Genomic DNA, 15,862 nt, shown 5'->3' with positions numbered 1-15,862 from the left:
CGTGACACATCTCAGCGTCGAGATGCTGGCAGCGGACGCGACCGAGCCGATCACCTCGGCCGGTCACGCGCAGCTCGGCATCGCCGTCCTCGCGGGCATCGCCGTCATCGTCCTGCTCATCACCAAGTTCAAGCTGCACGCCTTCCTGTCCCTGATCATCGGTTCGCTGGTGCTGGGAGCCGTGGCGGGCGCACCGCTGGACAAGGCCATCGCCAGCTTCTCGTCCGGCCTCGGCAGCACCGTCGCGGGCACCGGCATCCTGATCGCGCTCGGCGCGATCCTCGGCAAACTGCTCGCCGACTCCGGCGGCGCCGACCAGATCGTCGACACGATCCTGGCGAAGGCCAGCGGGCGCGTCATGCCCTGGGCGATGGTGCTGATCGCGGGCATCGTCGGCCTGCCGATCTTCTTCGAGGTCGGCATCGTGCTGCTGATCCCGGTGGTGCTGCTGGTCGTCAAGCGCGGCAACTTCTCCCTGATGCGCATCGGCATCCCGGCGCTGGCCGGCCTGTCCGTCATGCACGGCCTGATCCCGCCGCACCCCGGCCCGCTGGCCGCCATCGACGCGCTCGACGCCAACCTGGGCGTCACCCTGGCGCTCGGCGTGGTCGTCGCCATCCCCACCGCGATCGTCGCCGGGCCGCTGTTCTCCCGCTACGCCGCCCGCTGGGTGGACATCCGCCCGCCGGAGAAGATGATTCCCGAGCGGGCCTCCGGCGAGCTGGACAAGCGCCCCGGCTTCGGCATCACCGTCGCCACGGTGCTGCTGCCCGTCGTGATGATGCTGGCCAAGGCCCTGGTGGACGTCGTCGTGGACGACAAGGAGACCACCGTCCAGCGCGTCTTCGACGTGGTGGGCTCCCCGCTGATCGCGCTGCTCACCGCCGTCATCGTCGCCATGTTCACGCTGGGCCGGTCGGCCGGCTTCACCAAGGGCCGGATCGCCACCACCGTCGAGAAGTCCCTCGCCCCCATCGCGGGCGTGCTGCTGATCGTGGGCGCGGGCGGCGGCTTCAAGCAGACCCTGGTGGACGCGGGCGTCGGCCAGATGATCCTGGAGCTCTCCAAGGACTGGAACATCTCCACGCTGCTGCTGGCCTGGCTGATCGCCGTCGCGATCCGGCTCGCGACCGGTTCGGCGACGGTGGCCACCATCTCCGCCGCGGGCCTGGTGGCACCGCTCGCCGCCGACATGTCCACCACCCACACCGCCCTGCTCGTCCTCGCCGTCGGCGCCGGTTCGCTGTTCTTCAGCCACGTCAACGACGCGGGCTTCTGGATGGTGAAGGAGTACTTCGGCATGAACGTCGGCCAGACGCTCAAGACCTGGTCGCTCATGGAGACGCTGATCTCCGTCGTCGGGATCGTGTGCGTGCTGCTGCTGTCGCTGGTGTTGTAGCGCGGCCGGCCAGGGCCCGGTGGGCGCCCGGCGTGTGCCCGAACGACCGGCGGAAGGCGTCGATGAAGGCGCTGGCCGAGGCCCAGCCGCAGCGGTGCGCGATCGAGGTCACGGGCAGCGCCGGGCCGTCCTGCGCCAGCAGCACCAGCGCGTGGTGCAGGCGCAGCTGCGTACGCCACTGGGGGAAGGTCATGCCCAGTTCGGCGCGGAAGAGGCGGGCCAGGGTCCGCTCGCTCGCCCCGGCCGCCGCCCCCAGCGCGGCGAGCGGACGCGGGTCGGCCGGGTCCGAGCGCAGCGCCGCGCAGACCGCCGCCAGGCGCGGGTCGCGGGCCCTGGGCAGGTGCAGGGCCTGGAGCGGGGCGTGGCGCAGCTGGTCGAGGAGTACGGCCAGCAGGCGCCGCGCCTCCGCCGTACGGCGGCTGCCCGTACCGCTGTACGTGATGATCAGCTCGCGCAGCAGCGGGCCGACCGCCAGGACGGCGGGCCGGTCCAGCCCCAGCGGGTCGGCGTCCAGGGGTACGCCGACGGTGTGCAGGTCGGTGTCCCCGTGTGCCCGGTGCTCGTGCACCGTCCCGGCCGGGATCCAGATCGCGCGGGTGGCCGGCGCCACCCAGCTCCCGGCGTCCGTGGTCACGGTGAGCACGCCGCGCCCCGCGTAGACGATCTGGTGGACGTCGTGCGCGTGGGCCGTCACCTCCGAGCCCTGCGGCAGGAAGCGGGTGACGGTCGTGACGTGCGGCGGGTGTTGGCGGAAAACCGGCATGACGTGGCAGCTTATGGGAAGCCTGCCACCGGGTGCGGTCACCACGATCGATACATGACAACCAAGCAGGTGACCGCTCCCCGGCGGCCGGTCGCGATGATGTCCGTGGGACACGCGGCGGTGGACTTCTACCAGGGTGCCGTCCCGGCCCTGGTGCCCTTCCTGGTGGCCGAACGCCACTACGGCTACGCCGCCGCCTCCGGCATCGTGCTGGCCGCCACCCTCCTCTCCTCCCTCGTGCAGCCCCTGTTCGGCTCGCTCACCGACCGCTGGACGATGCCCTGGCTGATCCCGGTGAGCACCCTCTGCGCCGGTCTCGGCATCGCCCTGTCGGGGCTCGGCGACTCGTACGGCCCGACCTGCGTCGCCGTCGCCCTCGCGGGGGCCGGCGTGGCCGCCTACCACCCGGAGTCCGCGCGGCTGGCCCGCGTCGCGAGCGGCGGCAGCCACGTCGCCATGGGCTGGTACTCCCTCGGCGGCAACATCGGCTTCGCCCTCGCCCCGGCCGCCGTCGGCCCGCTGCTCTCCGCGGGCTCCCTGAGCGCGTCGCCGTGGCTGGCGGTGCCCGCGGTGGCCGGTGTCCTGCTCACCGCTCCGGTGATCCGCCGCCTGGCGTCGCGGTCGGCCGTGGCCAGGGCCGCGGCGCGGCCGGGCCGCGACAACTGGCCGGAGTTCCTGCGGCTGACGGCCGTCATCGTCTGCCGTTCCGTCGTCTTCGTGGGCCTGAGCGCCTTCATCGCCGTCTACGCCGAGCAGCGGGTGGGCGGTGGCGCCGCCGCGGGTACGGCCGCCCTGTTCGTGCTCTTCGCGGGCGGCGCGGTGGGCACCGTGCTCGGCGGGCGGCTGGCGTCCCGCTGGGGCCGGGTCCGTACCGTACGGATCGCCTACGCGGCCACCGTCCCGGCCGTCGCCGGGCTGGTCCTGGTCCCCGGCCCCGCGCTGTACGTCTTCGCCGCCCTGACGGCCACGGCCCTGTACGTACCGTTCTCCCTGCACATCACCCTCGGCCAGGACCTGCTGCCGAACCGCATGGGCACCGCGAGCGGCGTCACCCTGGGCCTCGCCGTCAGCGTCGGCGGCATCGCCACCCCGGCCATCGGCGCCCTCGCCGACACCACGGGCCTGCGGACGGCCCTGCTGCCGCTGGTCGCGCTGTGCGTCGTGGCGTGGCTCGTCGCGCGGACACTGACCGAGCCGGGGGAGGGCGCCCGGCACCCCTCGGAGAAGGGCGCCGGGCAGGCTGCCTCTAGCGTGCCGCAGCCATGAGGACGCCGTACCGGACCAGCTCGTCCGGCAGGCCGGAGGCGTCGTCGGCGGCGTACGCCACGTAGCCGTCGGGGCGGACGAGGAACAGGCCCTCGCCGTACGCGTCCCGGGCGTGGCCCTCGGAGTCGAGCAGGTCGGGGGCCGGGCCGCCGACGCGGCACGTACGGATCATCTCGCCGTCGATCGCCGGGAGCTCGACGTCCCCGACGGCCAGGACGGTGAAGTGCGGGCCCTGGAAGACGTCGAAGAGGCGGCGCGGGGTGCCGTCGGGGGTGGTGCAGGGCGCGTCGGGGGCGCGGTTGCCGGCGCGCAGCCCGCCGTCGGCGAGGCCGGTGCGCCGCTCGGTGGCGAGCGGCCCGTCCGGGTAGCCGACGCCCATCTGGTGCAGGTCGCTGCCGCGCCGCATGTCGCCCGAACGGTGCAGCCGGGTGCTGGTGTCCAGGATGCTCTCGGCGACCGGCAGCCGCTCGGCCTCGTAGCTGTCGAGGAGGGAGTCCGGCGCGCCGTGGCGGATGACCTGGCCCAGCTTCCAGCCGAGGTTGTAGGCGTCCTGGACGCTGGTGTTCAGACCCTGGCCGCCCGCGGGGGAGTGCACGTGCGCCGCGTCGCCCGCGAGGAAGACCCGGCCCACCCGGAACTGGTCCGCCAGGGCGGCGTTCGGCCGGAAGGAGGAGGACCACAGCACCTCGCCCAGCTGGTCGAGGGAGAGATGGGTGCGCTCCGCTATGAGCTTGCGCACGCCGTCGGGCGAGGTGTCCGGCACGGTGTCCGGGTCCATGAAGCCCGCCATGAGCAGGAAGTAGTCGTACTTCGCCGGCGCGAGCAGCGAGACGAAGTCGGTGGCCCGGAACTCCCCCCACATGTGCCAGTGGTTCCGGTCCAGCCCGTCGAGGCGGATGTCGGCGAGGAGCATCGGGTAGGGCGCGACGGACTGGCCGGTCATGGTGACGCCGAGCGCCTTGCGGATCGCGCTGCGCCCGCCGTCGGCCGCGACGAGGTAGGAGGCGCGCACCGTACGGGCGGTGCCGTCGGCGTGTACGACGCGGGCCTCGACGCCGTCCGCGTCCTGGGTGAACGACTCCAGGTCCGCGCCGAACGCCACCTCGCCGCCCAGCCCGGTCAGCCGTGCGTACTGGATCTCCAGGTTCCGCCACTGCGGGAGCATCAGCATGGTGGCGTACGGAGCGGCCGCCGTCGGCTCGCCGGGCTCGACCATCACCCGCTCGTCGACCATGCGGTCGTCCGACCAGATTCCCTGCGGCGGGTACGTCCCGCCGGCCTCCCGGACGGCGTCGAGCACGCCGAAGTCCTCGTACACCTCCTGGGTGCGGGGCTGGACGCCGCTGCCGCGGGTGCCGGGCGCCAGCCGGTCCTGGCGCTCCAGGACGAGGGCGCGCACGCCGCGCCGGGCGAGGTCGAGGCCGAGGGCCAGGCCCGTCGGCCCGGCGCCGGAGATCAGTACGTCCACGTGTCCGGGCAGGGCGTCGGTGCCGGCCATGATGTCTCCTTAACGTCGTTAAGTCAGCTGCTTCCGAGCATGCGCTTAACGGTGTTAAGTTGTCAACGTGGCTACGAGACTCGACCGGAAACTGGTGGCGGAGACCGCCCTGCGGCTGCTGAACGACGTCGGCCTCGAAGGGCTCACGCTGCGCCGTATCGCCAAGGAGCTGGACGTCCAGGCGCCCGCGCTCTACTGGCACTTCAAGAACAAGCAGGAACTGCTGGACGAGATGGCCACCGCGCTGCTCCGGCGGATGACCGAGCCGGCCGCCGAGGCCGGTGACGGCCACGGGGGCGGCGACTGGCGGGCCATGCTCACCGAGTCGTGCCGGCAGACCCGGCACACCCTGCTCGGCTACCGCGACGGCGGCAAGGTCTTCGGCGGTACCCGGCTCGGCGACCAGTCGCTGCTGCGGCCGATGGAGTCCCTGCTGGCCGCCATGGGAGACGCCGGGTTCACGCCGGAGCGGGCCGCGCGCGCCTGGTTCACCACGTACGCCTACACCATCGGCTACGTGATCGAGGAACAGTCCGTCTTCCCGGTGCCCGGCGACCCGCGCCGCGACCCGGCGTACGACCAGGAGGAACGGATGCGGAGCGTAGGGGCCGACTACCCGCTCACGGCCGCGGCCGGGGCGGAGATGTTCGGCAACATCGCCGACGGCTTCGACGACGGCCTGCGCGCCGTCATCGCGGGCATCGAGGCCACGCTGCTGCACGGCCGGTAGACCGGGGCGTACGGGCGTGCCCCGCACGCCCCGGCCTCAGCGCTCTGGCCTCAGCGCTCCGGCCTCAGCGCCCCGGCCTCAGCGTCGCGGCCGCGGGTCGATCGCCCGCCTCAGTACGGGCGTCAGCGGGCGCTCCACCCACCGGTGCAGCACCCACGCCAGTGCCAGCATCAGCGCCAGCGTCAGGACGAACGTCGCGTACGCGGGTAGCCGCAGGCCACCGTGCAGCCCCTGCACGACCACCCAGCCCAGGTGCTCGTGGACGAGGTAGAACGGGTACGTCAGCGCCCCGGCCACCGTCAGCCAGCGCCAGTTCGCCCACCGCATCCGGCCCAGCGCGATGGCCGCCACCAGCGCGAAACCCACCGTGACGATCGCGATGATGACGAGCGACGAGCGGTAGGAGAAGGCACCCGGGGACGGCGGATGCCACAGCCCGGCCACCGCGAAGTGCTGGCCGGACAGCCAGCTGACACCCACCACCGCCCACGCCACCGGGTCACGCCCGCCGTAGCGGTGCAGCAGGTAGCAGCCGATACCGCCGATGAAGAACGGCGCGTACTGCGGCATCAGGACCACATCCAGCGCCGGAAGGTGCGTGGCCTGCGCCAGCGCCGCCGCCAGCGTCCAGCCCGCACAGAACAGCACCACCCGGCGGCGCGTCGCGCCCGGCAGCACCACGCACAGCGCGAACAGCGCGTAGAACCGCATCTCCGCCCACAGCGTCCAGCACACACCCAGCACCCGCTTCGCACCCAGCGGCTGCTGGAGCATCGTCAGGTTCGTCAGCACATCGCTGGGCCCCAGCGCCTTGAACGCCACCCACGGCAGCGCGAACACGGCCGTGACCAGCAGAACCGCCACCCAGTACGCCGGATACAGGCGCGAGACGCGGGAGGCGATGAAGGAGCGCAGCGAACGCCCCCAGCCGCTCATGCAGATGACGAACCCGCTGATGACGAAGAAGATCTGGACGCCGAGGCAGCCGTACGCGAACACGCTGTGCAGCGACGGGAACTGGCGTGCCGGAGAACTGCCCCACGCCTGGCCTATCTCGCCGCCCCGGCCGCCGAGATGGTACGCGGCGACCATGAGGGCGGCGCACAGCCGCAGCCCGTCGAGGGCGCGCAGGCGCGGTACGCCACGGGACTTCTTGCCGGGCGGGGCCGCCGCGCCGTTCCGTACACCCGGCACGGCGAGGTCGGGCCGGGTGAACAGCGCGGACACGGACGCAGAGGAAGAGCCGGGGGCCGCAGCGGGCGGCGGCGCCTCGGCCGGGAGCTGAGCGGTCATCCGAAAGCGGCCCGTTTCTTCAGACGCCGCTGCATCGCCCGCGCGCGCCGCGCGACCCTGCGCACGGCCGCGTTGCGCGGAATGAACGACAGCTGGGACGGCAGCGCGCCGGGCAGCGCGAGCGCGGTCAGCCGACGGCGCTTGAAGTACCGCCAGGTGCGCTCGTCCAGATGCGCGGCGAGGTAGCGCTCGGCGACCGGGCGCAGATCCGGGTAGATCTGGTGCTGCATCGCGTAACCGACCGCGCTGAGCAGCCCGTTGACGTGCGCCGGGACCGGCACCGTGCCCGGCTCGTCCGCCAGATCCGGGACCAGCGCGTCGACGAGGGTGACCGGCACCCGGTTGCTGTTCTGGTACGGGGTCAGGCGCTCCAGCAGCAGGTCCGTGCCGACGCGGGCGGTCGGCAGACCGTAGAAGGCGGAGGCCGTCAGCAGCGCCGTGGAGAAGCAGCCCACGACGAGCGCGGGCCGCCTGCGCTGGTAGAGCACCTCGGCCAGGACCGGCGTGTCCAGCACGGTCAGCTCGGCACCGAGCCGCTCCGCCTCCAGCTCCAGCGCGCGGGACCAGCGGGCCGGTGCCGACGGATGCGGCTTGAACACCACCTCGCGGTGCCCGCGCCGCACCGCGCCGCGCAGCATCCGGGCGTGCAACTCCTCCTCTTCCTCCGGCGTGAGGATGCCCAGCGCCGACAGGTACTGCCCGAGGAGCAGCGCGGCGCCCTCCGGTACGCCGTGCAGCGCCGGGCCGTCGAAGTCCGCGGCCAGGTCGGCGAGCACCTCCCGGAACGCGTCGGTCGGCACGGCCTCCGCACCCACGCCGAACTCGGTGAGCAGCAGGGGCTTCAGGCCGGGCACGAGATCCAGGTGCAGCAGACGGCGTACCCGGGTGCCGACCAGCGGGTCCAGCTTGCTGCGGGTCGGGCCGTAGCTCATCAGCCCGTCCGCGTACACGTCGAGCGGCGCGCCCGGGAAGAGCTGGGCCAGCGCGAGCGCCGGGTGGACCTGGATGGACTCCACGACCAGCTCGACCTCGTCCTCGCCCAGGTCCCACAGCAGCCGCAGGTACCGCTCCCAGAGCGGGACGTCGTCCTGGCGCGGCGACCAGCCGCCCGGGTGGAACGGGCTGATGGTCCCGTTCCACGACAGGACCCGGTCGAAGCGGCCGCGCAGCCGCTCGAAGCCGGGCATCCGGTCCACGGGGGTGGCGGTCTCCGGGGTCGCCGCGTTGTTGCTGACCAGCAGCAGCCGGCGGCCGGCCGGTGCGAAGCGGTCCGCGTCCAGCGCGGCGGCGAGCGTCGCCGCGCCGTACAGGGTCGACGCCAGGAAGATCTGCGTACGCGGCCGGTCCGGCCGGGGCGCGGCGTCGGTACGGGTGGCCATCAGACGGCCACCTCCGCCGCGACCGGGCGCCGGCGCAGCCGTCGCAGACGGGAGGCGCGCTGCGTATCCATCGAATCCAGTGCTTCCTTCAGTACGTCCTGCGGCATTCTCTTCATCGCCGCCGCGCTCAGCGCGCGCAATTTACGGGCGACCTGCGGTTCGAAACGTTCGATCGAGCCGAGGTGGTGGGCAATGATGGCGCAATAGGTGCGTACGGCTTTCGGCAGCAGCCGCTCCGCATCCCGGTCCTGCGCCGTTTCTTCGATGACCTGATCAAAAGCGCGGATGAAATCGAGCTGGCGTACGTCGCCGATCTGGGTGAGCGACGACGCCACTCCGCGCCGGTAGAAGACGCCGAGCAGTCCGGACACCGCCATCGACCCGGCCTCGCGGTGCAGCCGCCAGATCCATGGCCGGTCCTCCGCGGTGCGCAGGCCGTGCCGGAAGTGCAGCAGCCCGTCGTCCAGCAGCCGCCGGTGGTAGATGCCGGCCCAGGCGAAGGCGTAGTCGACGGACGTCGAGCGGTCGGCGGGCAGTATCAGCGCGCGCGGGTCCAGCACGGTGTTCCGGCGGCCGTGCGGCACACGGTGCACGGAACGGGCGCGCGCGGTGCACTGGACGTGGTCCGTACGGACGAAGTCACACCCCAACCCCTCGATGGTGGCGAGGAGTTGCTCGTAGTGCCCGGGAGCCAGCCAGTCGTCGCCGTCCAGGAACGTCACGTACTCGCCGTTGGCCGCGTCCAGGCCGGTGTTGCGGGCGGTGGCCAGGCCGCCGTTCTGCTCGTGCCGCAGCACCCGGGCGCCCGGCAGCTCGCCTTCGGCGCGCGCGAGGATCTGCGGCGTCTCGTCTCGCGAGCAGTCGTCCACGAGCAGGAATTCGAAGTCCTCGCGGGCGTTGGCCGCCAGGCTTCGCAGGGTGTCGGGCGCATATGTCTGCACGTTGTAGAACGGCACGACGACGGAGAGCTTAACCACCCGGGTGACGTTAGGCGCGGTCCCGGCATTCGTCTTGACGGGACGCGGGCCCCAGGGTGAACGAAGAATGGCGGGATGGTTAACCGGGCAATTCGGCCTGCCGGTTCGCTGTCCGGCGATGTGCTGTTAACCCGCTGTTGCGGCCCAGTTGGCCCGCTGAACGGAATGCCTTCCTAGCGTTTTCGACGTGCCCACTCGTACCACTTCCCAGCCGCGCATCGCGGTGCTCGCGGATTCGGATACCCGCTGGAAATGGGGCGCTTTGACAGCGTACCGCATTCAATCGGACATTCGTCTGGACGGATATCTGCTCCGCGGCCGAGCCACTCCCACGGTCCGCCAGCTCGACGAGGTCGGCGCCCGTGCCGAGACGCTGCGCGAGATCCGCGGCGCGGACTTCCTGGAGCTGATGAAGGACACCACGCGGTACGACGTGGTCGTCCTGGCCTGCGTCGGCGGCGCCGTCCAGGCGATGCTGCACGGCCTCGCCCGCGCCTGGAACGGCGCGGAGCGGCGGCCCGCCGTCGTCACCGGCTACGTCGGCGTCGTCTACGAGAAACTGGCGGACGGCCTGCTGCTGCGGCACGGCGCGGACGTCGTCCTCGCCAACTCCCGGCACGACGCCGACCGGTTCCGCGCGGTGTACGAAGGCGTCGGCGCGGACGGCGGCAGCGTCGTCGAGTGCGCCCTGCCCTTCCTGGGCGGCGCCCCGTACGGCCCGGCCCTCGGCGACCGCCCCTACACGGTCGTCTTCGCCGCCCAGCCCTCCGTACCGGACCGCCGCGACGACCGGACGTACCTCCTGCGCCGCGCCGCCGAACACGCCCGGCGGCATCCCGACCGCGAGGTCCTGGTCAAGCTGCGCAGCAAGCCCGGCGAACACACCACGCACATCGAGGAACTCCCGTACCAGAAACTGGCCGCCCGCCTCCCCGGCGGCCTGCCGCCCAACTGCCGCCTGGCCTACGGCAACATGGGCGAGGTCCTGGACCGCACCGACCTCATGGTGACCGTCAGTTCCACCGCCGCCCTGGAGTCCCTGCACCGCGGCATCCCCACCGCCGTCCTCACCGACCTCGGCATCCGCGAAGCCCTCGGCAACCACCACTTCCTCGGCTCCGGCTGCCTCGCCTCCTGGGACGAACTGGACGCCGGGCACCGCCCCGAACCCGACCCGGACTGGCTGGCCCGCCAAGGCGTCGCCCCCGGGGCCCTGTACGCCACCGCCTTCGACGCGGCCCGCGCCCGCGTCACCGCCCTGCGCACCGCCGACCGCCTGCCGCCCCTCACCCCGTACTACACACCCCGCACCGCCCCCGGCTACCTCCCCGGCATCCTCGCCCGCTACGGCCTCGGCCCCGAAGGCGAACCGCTGCCCGGCCAGACCGCCGAACCCACGGAGACCGGCGGACTGCGGCGCCTCGCCCGCGACACCGTGCGCGACGCCGCCCGCGGCGCGTACCGCCACGGCGTCCAGCGCGTCGCCCCCGCCATCCGCCGCTGGGGACAGCTGTGAGCGCCTCACCCATCCGCCCCCGGAGCCCGCACGGCCCCCGGAAGGAGCCCGCAATGCCGACCCCGCCCAGCCGCACGGCCGCGCCCACCGTCGTCGCCGTCATCCCCGCACGCGGCGGCTCCAAGGGCGTCCCCGCCAAGAACCTCGCCGCGGTCGGCGGCGTACCGCTGATCGTCCGCGCGGTCCGCGAATGCCGCGCGGCCCGCCTGGTCACCGACGTCGTGGTCTCGACCGACGACGCGGCCATCGCCGGCGCGGCACGCGGCGCGGGCGCCGTCGTCGTACGCCGCCCCGGCGCCATCGCGGGCGACACCGCCACCAGCGAAGCCGCGGTCCTGCACGCCATGGACACGTACGAGGCCGAGCACGGCAAGCCCGTCGACGCCGTCCTGCTCGTCCAGTGCACCAGCCCCTTCCTGATCCGCGAGGACATCGACGCGGTCGCCGCCGCGGTCGTCGAGACCGGCGCGGACAGCGCGCTGACCGTGGCGCCGTTCCACGGCTTCGTATGGCGCGAGGGCGCCGACGCGGCGGTCGAGGCCGTACCCGCACCCCCCGGCATCACCCCCGGCGGCACCGGCGTCAACCACGACACGACCTTCCGCCCCCGCCGCCAGGACCGCCCCCAGGACTTCCTGGAGACCGGCGCCGCCTACGCCATGGACGCCACCGGCTTCCGCGCCGCCGGACACCGCTTCTTCGGCCGTACGGAACTCGTCCGCACCGACCCGGCCCGCGTGCTGGAGGTCGACGACCCGCACGACCTCGCCCGCGCCCGCGCCCTCGCGCCCCTGCTGGACACCGCGCGCCCCGGCGCCCTGCCGACCCGCGACGACATCGACGCGGTCGTACTCGACTTCGACGGCACCCAGACCGACGACCGGGTGCTCGTCGACTCCGACGGACGGGAGATGGTCGCCGTGCACCGCGGCGACGGCCTCGGCATCGCCGCCCTGCGCAAGGCGGAGCTGAAGCTGCTCATCCTGTCCACGGAAGTGAACCCGGTCGTCGCCGCACGGGCGAAGAAACTGCGCCTGCCCGTGCTCCACGGCATCGACCGCAAGGATCTCGCACTCAAGCAGTGGTGCGAGGAACAGGGCATCGCGCCCGAGCGCGTGCTCTACGTCGGCAACGACGTCAACGACCTCCCGTGCTTCGGCCTCGTCGGCTGGCCCGTGGCGGTCGCAGGCGCCCACGACGTCGTACGCGGCGCCGCCCGCGCCGTCACCTCCACCCCCGGAGGCAGCGGCGCGATCCGCGAGATCGCCTCGTGGATCCTCGGCCCGACCCTCTGACCAGGTAAGGAACTCACCCAGATGACCAGCAACTCCCGCCTCCGCACCCTCGGCGACCGCCTCGTCGGCCCCGGCCGCCCCGTCTACGTCACCGGTGAGATCGGCATCAACCACAACGGCGACCTGGAGAACGCCTTCGCGCTGATCGACGCCGCCGCGGACGCCGGCTGCGACGCCGTGAAGTTCCAGAAGCGCACCCCCGAGATCTGCACCCCGCGCGACCAGTGGGACATCGAGCGCGACACCCCCTGGGGCCGGATGACCTACATCGACTACCGCCACCGCGTCGAGTTCGACGAGGACGGCTACCGCGCCATCGACGAGTACGCCAAGAAGCGCTCCATCGCCTGGTTCGCCTCCCCCTGGGACGTGGAGTCCGTCGCCTTCCTGGAGAAGTTCGACGTCCCCGCCTACAAGGTCGCCTCCGCCTCCCTCACCGACGACGAGCTGCTGCGCGCCATGCGCGCCACCGGCCGTACGGTCATCCTCTCCACCGGCATGTCCACCCCCAAGCAGATCCGGCACGCCGTCGAGGTCCTGGGCAGCGACAACATCGTGCTCTGCCACGCCACTTCGACCTACCCCGCGAAGGCCGAAGAGCTGAACCTGCGCATGATCCACACCCTCCAGGCCGAGTACCCCAACGTCCCGATCGGCTACAGCGGCCACGAGACCGGCCTGCAGACCACCCTCGCCGCCGTCGCCCTCGGCGCCGCCTTCGTCGAGCGCCACATCACCCTCGACCGCGCCATGTGGGGCTCCGACCAGGCCGCCTCCGTCGAGCCGCAGGGCCTGTCCCGCCTGGTCCGCGACATCCGCACCATCGAGGACTCCCTCGGCGACGGCGTCAAGAAGGTCTACGAGAGCGAGCTCGGCCCGATGAAGAAGCTGCGCCGGGTGACCGGCGTCGTCGCCGAGACGGAGGCCGCCGACCGCGAGCCGGTCTCGGCCTGACACCCGCACCCGCACGGGGCCGCACCCGCCCGCGCACGACAGCTCCTGACGCCTGACGAACGGGACGTACCCACCGTGAGCTCACCAGACGGGGCCTGTGGCCCGCCCCAGGAGGCGGCGGGAACTCCCGCCCGCCGCCTTCTGGGGGTACCCCGGCAGCGCCGCAGATCCGCCGCGAACCGGACCGGGACCGCCGCCGCGGCCAAGGACACGCGTGCCGCCGGGCGGGCGGCCAGACGGGAAGCCCGGCGCGCGGCCGCCGGCACCCTCGCCTTCGTCGAGAGCCCGGTACAGCTGCTCAACGTCCTGGAATGGGCGTACGGCGCACAGGCCACGTCCCTCACCGTCGTCGTCCTCGCCCCGCACGACCCGATGACCCGCGGACAGCTCCGCCGGATGGCCGAACTCGCCCGCGAGGAAGGGTTCTCCGTACGGTGGGAGGAGGCGCGCGGCGGAGCGGCCGCACCCCTGCGGACCATCGGCGGCCTCACCCCCCGCCTGCGGCGGGCCGGCCGGGTCGTCATCGGCGACCCCTTCTCGCGCTACGTCCAGCTCCTGCTGACCCTCACCCGCGCCCGCGACCTCGTCGTCGTCGACGACGGCACCGCCACGATGGAGTTCATCACCCAACTCGCCAACGGCGAACGCCTCGTACGGTGGCACCGCCACGGCGGCGGCCGCGGGCCGCGCGACCTGCTCTTCGCGCCCTTCTCGGCAGCCGCCCGCCGCCGGCTGGCCCCCGCCCCCGAAGGCGGGCGGCGCACCGTCGGCCTCTTCACCTCCATGCCCGTCGAACCGCCACCCGGCATCCGCGTCCTCTCGAACGAATTCGCCTGGACCAGACGGCGGTTCGGGCCGCCGCGGCTGACCCGCGGCACGGACATCGTCGGCACCTCCCTCGTCGAGACCGGCGTCGTCGACCCCGACCGCTACCTGGGAGCCGTCGCCGCGCTCGCCCGCGTCCACGGCGCCACCCGCTACTTCGCCCACCGGCGCGAAACCGCCGCCAAGCTCCACCGGATCGCCACCGAGACCGGACTCCAGGTCGTCCGCCCCGACCTGCCCCTGGAACTCATCGCCCGGCGGGGACCCGTCGGCCGCCTCATCATCAGCTTCCCGTCCACCGTCGTGCACACACTGCCGCTCGCCCTCACCGGCACCGGCGTCGGTGTCGCCGTCTGCGACATCGACCCGACCTGGCTGACCAGCAAGGCGTCACCGCGCGCCGAGGGCTTTCTGTCCGGCGTGACGGGGTCGGCAAGGGGCGTACGACGCCTCCCGGCGACGCCGGTGCGTGACCCCTGAGGCATCCGGCGGCCGTGATTCCGGAAACAAGCGGAACGGGTAGTGATACCCCCGTGATGACTGCTCCATGCGCCGGGCGGCCTAGATTTCCTTCCCCTAACGGGCTGAACTTTTGTTGATCGAGGGACAGTTGCCCCACCTGCCCCCGTACCCTTCAACGGGTGAACCACTTGATGTCCCGCGAGGCCGAAACCGAAGACGCTCCCGCCGGCGAACCACTGCCCGGCGCGCTGCCGGAAGAGCTGTGCGCCGAACTGATCGCGTTCCGCCGCGACTTGCACATGCACCCCGAGCTCGGCAACCAGGAGTTCCGCACCACCGCCGCGCTCAAGACGCGCCTGGAGCAGGCCGGCCTCACACCACGCGTCCTGTCCATCGGCACCGGCCTGATCTGTGACATCACGCCCGGCCTCGCACCCTGGGACGGCGGGCAGCCCCTGCTCGCCCTGCGCGCCGACATCGACGCGCTGCCGATCCCCGACGTGAAGACGGTGCCGTACCGTTCCACCGTCCCGAACCGCGCCCACGCGTGCGGCCACGACGTCCACACCACCGTCGTCCTCGGCGCCGGCCTGGTCCTCGCCCGGCTCGCCCGCGAAGGGCGGCTGTCACGTCCCGTACGGCTGCTCTTCCAGCCCGCCGAGGAAGCCCTGCCCGGAGGCGCCACCGACGTGATCGGCACCGGGGCGCTGGACGGGGTCGGCCGCATCCTCGCCGTGCACTGCGACCCGCGGGTGGACGCCGGGCGCATCGGACTGCGCACCGGCGCGATCACCTCGGCCTGCGACCGCCTGGAGGTCACCCTCGACGGTCCCGGCGGCCACACGGCCCGCCCCCACCTGACCACCGACCTGGTCACGGCCGCGGCCCGGATCGTCGTCGACGTGCCCGCGCTGCTCTCGCGGCGGGTCGACACGCGGGCGGGCCTCGCCGTGACCTGGGGCCGCCTGGACGTGGGCCACGCCTGCAACGTCATCCCCCAGCACGCGGAACTGGCCGGGACGGTGCGCTGCCTGGACCTGGACGCGTGGCGCGACGCGCCGGACCTGGTACACGCCGCGATCGACGAGGTCGCTGCGCTCTACGGGGCGAAGTGCCAGGTCAACTACGTGCGGGGGGTACCGCCGGTGGTGAACGAACCCGCCTCCACCCAGCTCATCCGCGACGCGATGGCCGCTCGTCGCGGCCAGCACTCGGTGGAAGGCACCGAGCAGTCGCTCGGCGGCGAGGACTTCTCCTGGTACCTGGAACGGGTGCCCGGGGCGATGGCACGCCTGGGGGTCCGCCCTCCGGGCAGCACGGTCCGCTACGACCTCCACCGCGGAGACTTCGACGTGGACGAGAGCTGTGTGCGCGCGGGGGTGGAGCTGTTCACGGCGGCGGCGCTGTTGGGGTAGCGCTTGCCCGGTGGGGGTGGGCGTTGTGCGCGTGGGGTCCGGTGGTGGGGGGCTCGGGCCCACGCAGGGGTCACTCTCCCCCAGCCTTCG

The 15,862-nt window shown here is 72.9% G+C and carries 13 protein-coding genes; 8 read left to right on the top strand and 5 right to left on the bottom strand.

Features of this window, described 5'->3' with window-relative positions; all coding sequences use genetic code 11:
- The first annotated feature begins 1 nt into the window (after nucleotide 1).
- The gene (locus tag A6A06_RS04390; protein WP_073758973.1) at nucleotides 2–1,399 is read left to right on the top strand and encodes a GntT/GntP/DsdX family permease; all 1,398 of its coding nucleotides are present in this window, start codon (nucleotides 2–4) and stop codon (nucleotides 1,397–1,399) included.
- On the opposite strand, the gene A6A06_RS04385 is transcribed toward A6A06_RS04390, so the two are convergent.
- Nucleotides 1,335–2,162 carry an AraC family transcriptional regulator gene (locus A6A06_RS04385; RefSeq protein WP_073758971.1) on the bottom strand — a complete coding sequence of 276 codons (828 nt, stop codon included), beginning with the start codon at nucleotides 2,160–2,162 and terminating at the stop codon, nucleotides 1,335–1,337. The genes A6A06_RS04390 and A6A06_RS04385 overlap by 65 nt on opposite strands.
- A gap of 54 nt (nucleotides 2,163–2,216) precedes the next feature.
- On the opposite strand from A6A06_RS04385, the gene A6A06_RS04380 reads away from it, so the two are divergent.
- On the top strand, nucleotides 2,217–3,428 hold the full coding sequence (locus tag A6A06_RS04380) for an MFS transporter (RefSeq protein ID WP_073758969.1): 1,212 nt from the start codon (nucleotides 2,217–2,219) through the stop codon (nucleotides 3,426–3,428).
- On the opposite strand, the gene A6A06_RS04375 is transcribed toward A6A06_RS04380, so the two are convergent.
- Nucleotides 3,409–4,926, bottom strand: a complete 1,518-nt coding sequence (locus A6A06_RS04375) for an FAD-dependent monooxygenase (RefSeq protein WP_073758967.1) — start codon at nucleotides 4,924–4,926, stop codon at nucleotides 3,409–3,411. The genes A6A06_RS04380 and A6A06_RS04375 overlap by 20 nt on opposite strands.
- A 67-nt stretch (nucleotides 4,927–4,993) precedes the next feature.
- On the opposite strand from A6A06_RS04375, the gene A6A06_RS04370 reads away from it, so the two are divergent.
- Nucleotides 4,994–5,656, top strand: coding sequence for a TetR/AcrR family transcriptional regulator C-terminal domain-containing protein (locus A6A06_RS04370; RefSeq protein WP_073758965.1), 663 nt, complete (start codon nucleotides 4,994–4,996; stop codon nucleotides 5,654–5,656).
- 78 nt (nucleotides 5,657–5,734) lie between these two features.
- Here the strand turns inward: A6A06_RS04370 and A6A06_RS04365 are convergent, their stop codons facing one another.
- The 3 genes from A6A06_RS04365 to A6A06_RS04355 are packed head-to-tail and all read right to left on the bottom strand — an operon-like array spanning nucleotide 5,735 to nucleotide 9,305.
- The gene (locus tag A6A06_RS04365) at nucleotides 5,735–6,949 is read right to left on the bottom strand and encodes an acyltransferase family protein (protein WP_073758963.1); all 1,215 of its coding nucleotides are present in this window, start codon (nucleotides 6,947–6,949) and stop codon (nucleotides 5,735–5,737) included.
- Nucleotides 6,946–8,328, bottom strand: a complete 1,383-nt coding sequence (locus A6A06_RS04360; protein ID WP_073758961.1) for a polysialyltransferase family glycosyltransferase — start codon at nucleotides 8,326–8,328, stop codon at nucleotides 6,946–6,948. Before A6A06_RS04360 ends, A6A06_RS04365 begins: the two co-directional genes overlap by 4 nt.
- Nucleotides 8,328–9,305, bottom strand: coding sequence for a glycosyltransferase family 2 protein (locus A6A06_RS04355; RefSeq protein WP_073758959.1), 978 nt, complete (start codon nucleotides 9,303–9,305; stop codon nucleotides 8,328–8,330). Before A6A06_RS04355 ends, A6A06_RS04360 begins: the two co-directional genes overlap by 1 nt.
- A 187-nt stretch (nucleotides 9,306–9,492) precedes the next feature.
- On the opposite strand from A6A06_RS04355, the gene A6A06_RS04350 reads away from it, so the two are divergent.
- From A6A06_RS04350 to A6A06_RS04330, 5 genes are all read left to right on the top strand, one after another.
- Nucleotides 9,493–10,821 (top strand): DUF6716 putative glycosyltransferase, encoded by a 1,329-nt coding sequence (locus A6A06_RS04350; protein ID WP_073758957.1) that lies wholly within the window; start codon nucleotides 9,493–9,495, stop codon nucleotides 10,819–10,821.
- Between the two features lie 53 nt (nucleotides 10,822–10,874).
- Nucleotides 10,875–12,116 (top strand): acylneuraminate cytidylyltransferase, encoded by a 1,242-nt coding sequence (locus A6A06_RS04345; protein ID WP_073758955.1) that lies wholly within the window; start codon nucleotides 10,875–10,877, stop codon nucleotides 12,114–12,116.
- A gap of 21 nt (nucleotides 12,117–12,137) precedes the next feature.
- Nucleotides 12,138–13,070: an N-acetylneuraminate synthase family protein gene (locus tag A6A06_RS04340; protein ID WP_073758953.1), complete on the top strand. Its 933-nt coding sequence runs from the start codon at nucleotides 12,138–12,140 to the stop codon at nucleotides 13,068–13,070.
- 141 nt (nucleotides 13,071–13,211) lie between these two features.
- Nucleotides 13,212–14,375: a hypothetical protein gene (locus tag A6A06_RS04335; RefSeq protein ID WP_443333716.1), complete on the top strand. Its 1,164-nt coding sequence runs from the start codon at nucleotides 13,212–13,214 to the stop codon at nucleotides 14,373–14,375.
- A 173-nt stretch (nucleotides 14,376–14,548) separates the two neighbouring features.
- A complete protein-coding gene (locus tag A6A06_RS04330; protein WP_073758949.1) occupies nucleotides 14,549–15,772 on the top strand; it encodes an amidohydrolase in 1,224 nt (407 codons plus the stop codon).
- Nucleotides 15,773–15,862: the final 90 nt, after the last annotated feature.

Origin of the sequence: Streptomyces sp. CB02923, from assembly GCF_001905005.1 — a bacterium.
Taxonomy (GTDB): Bacteria; Actinomycetota; Actinomycetes; order Streptomycetales; family Streptomycetaceae; genus Streptomyces.
Note: the sequence above shows the minus strand (reverse complement) of the source record. Positions and strands in the feature narration are given on the sequence as shown.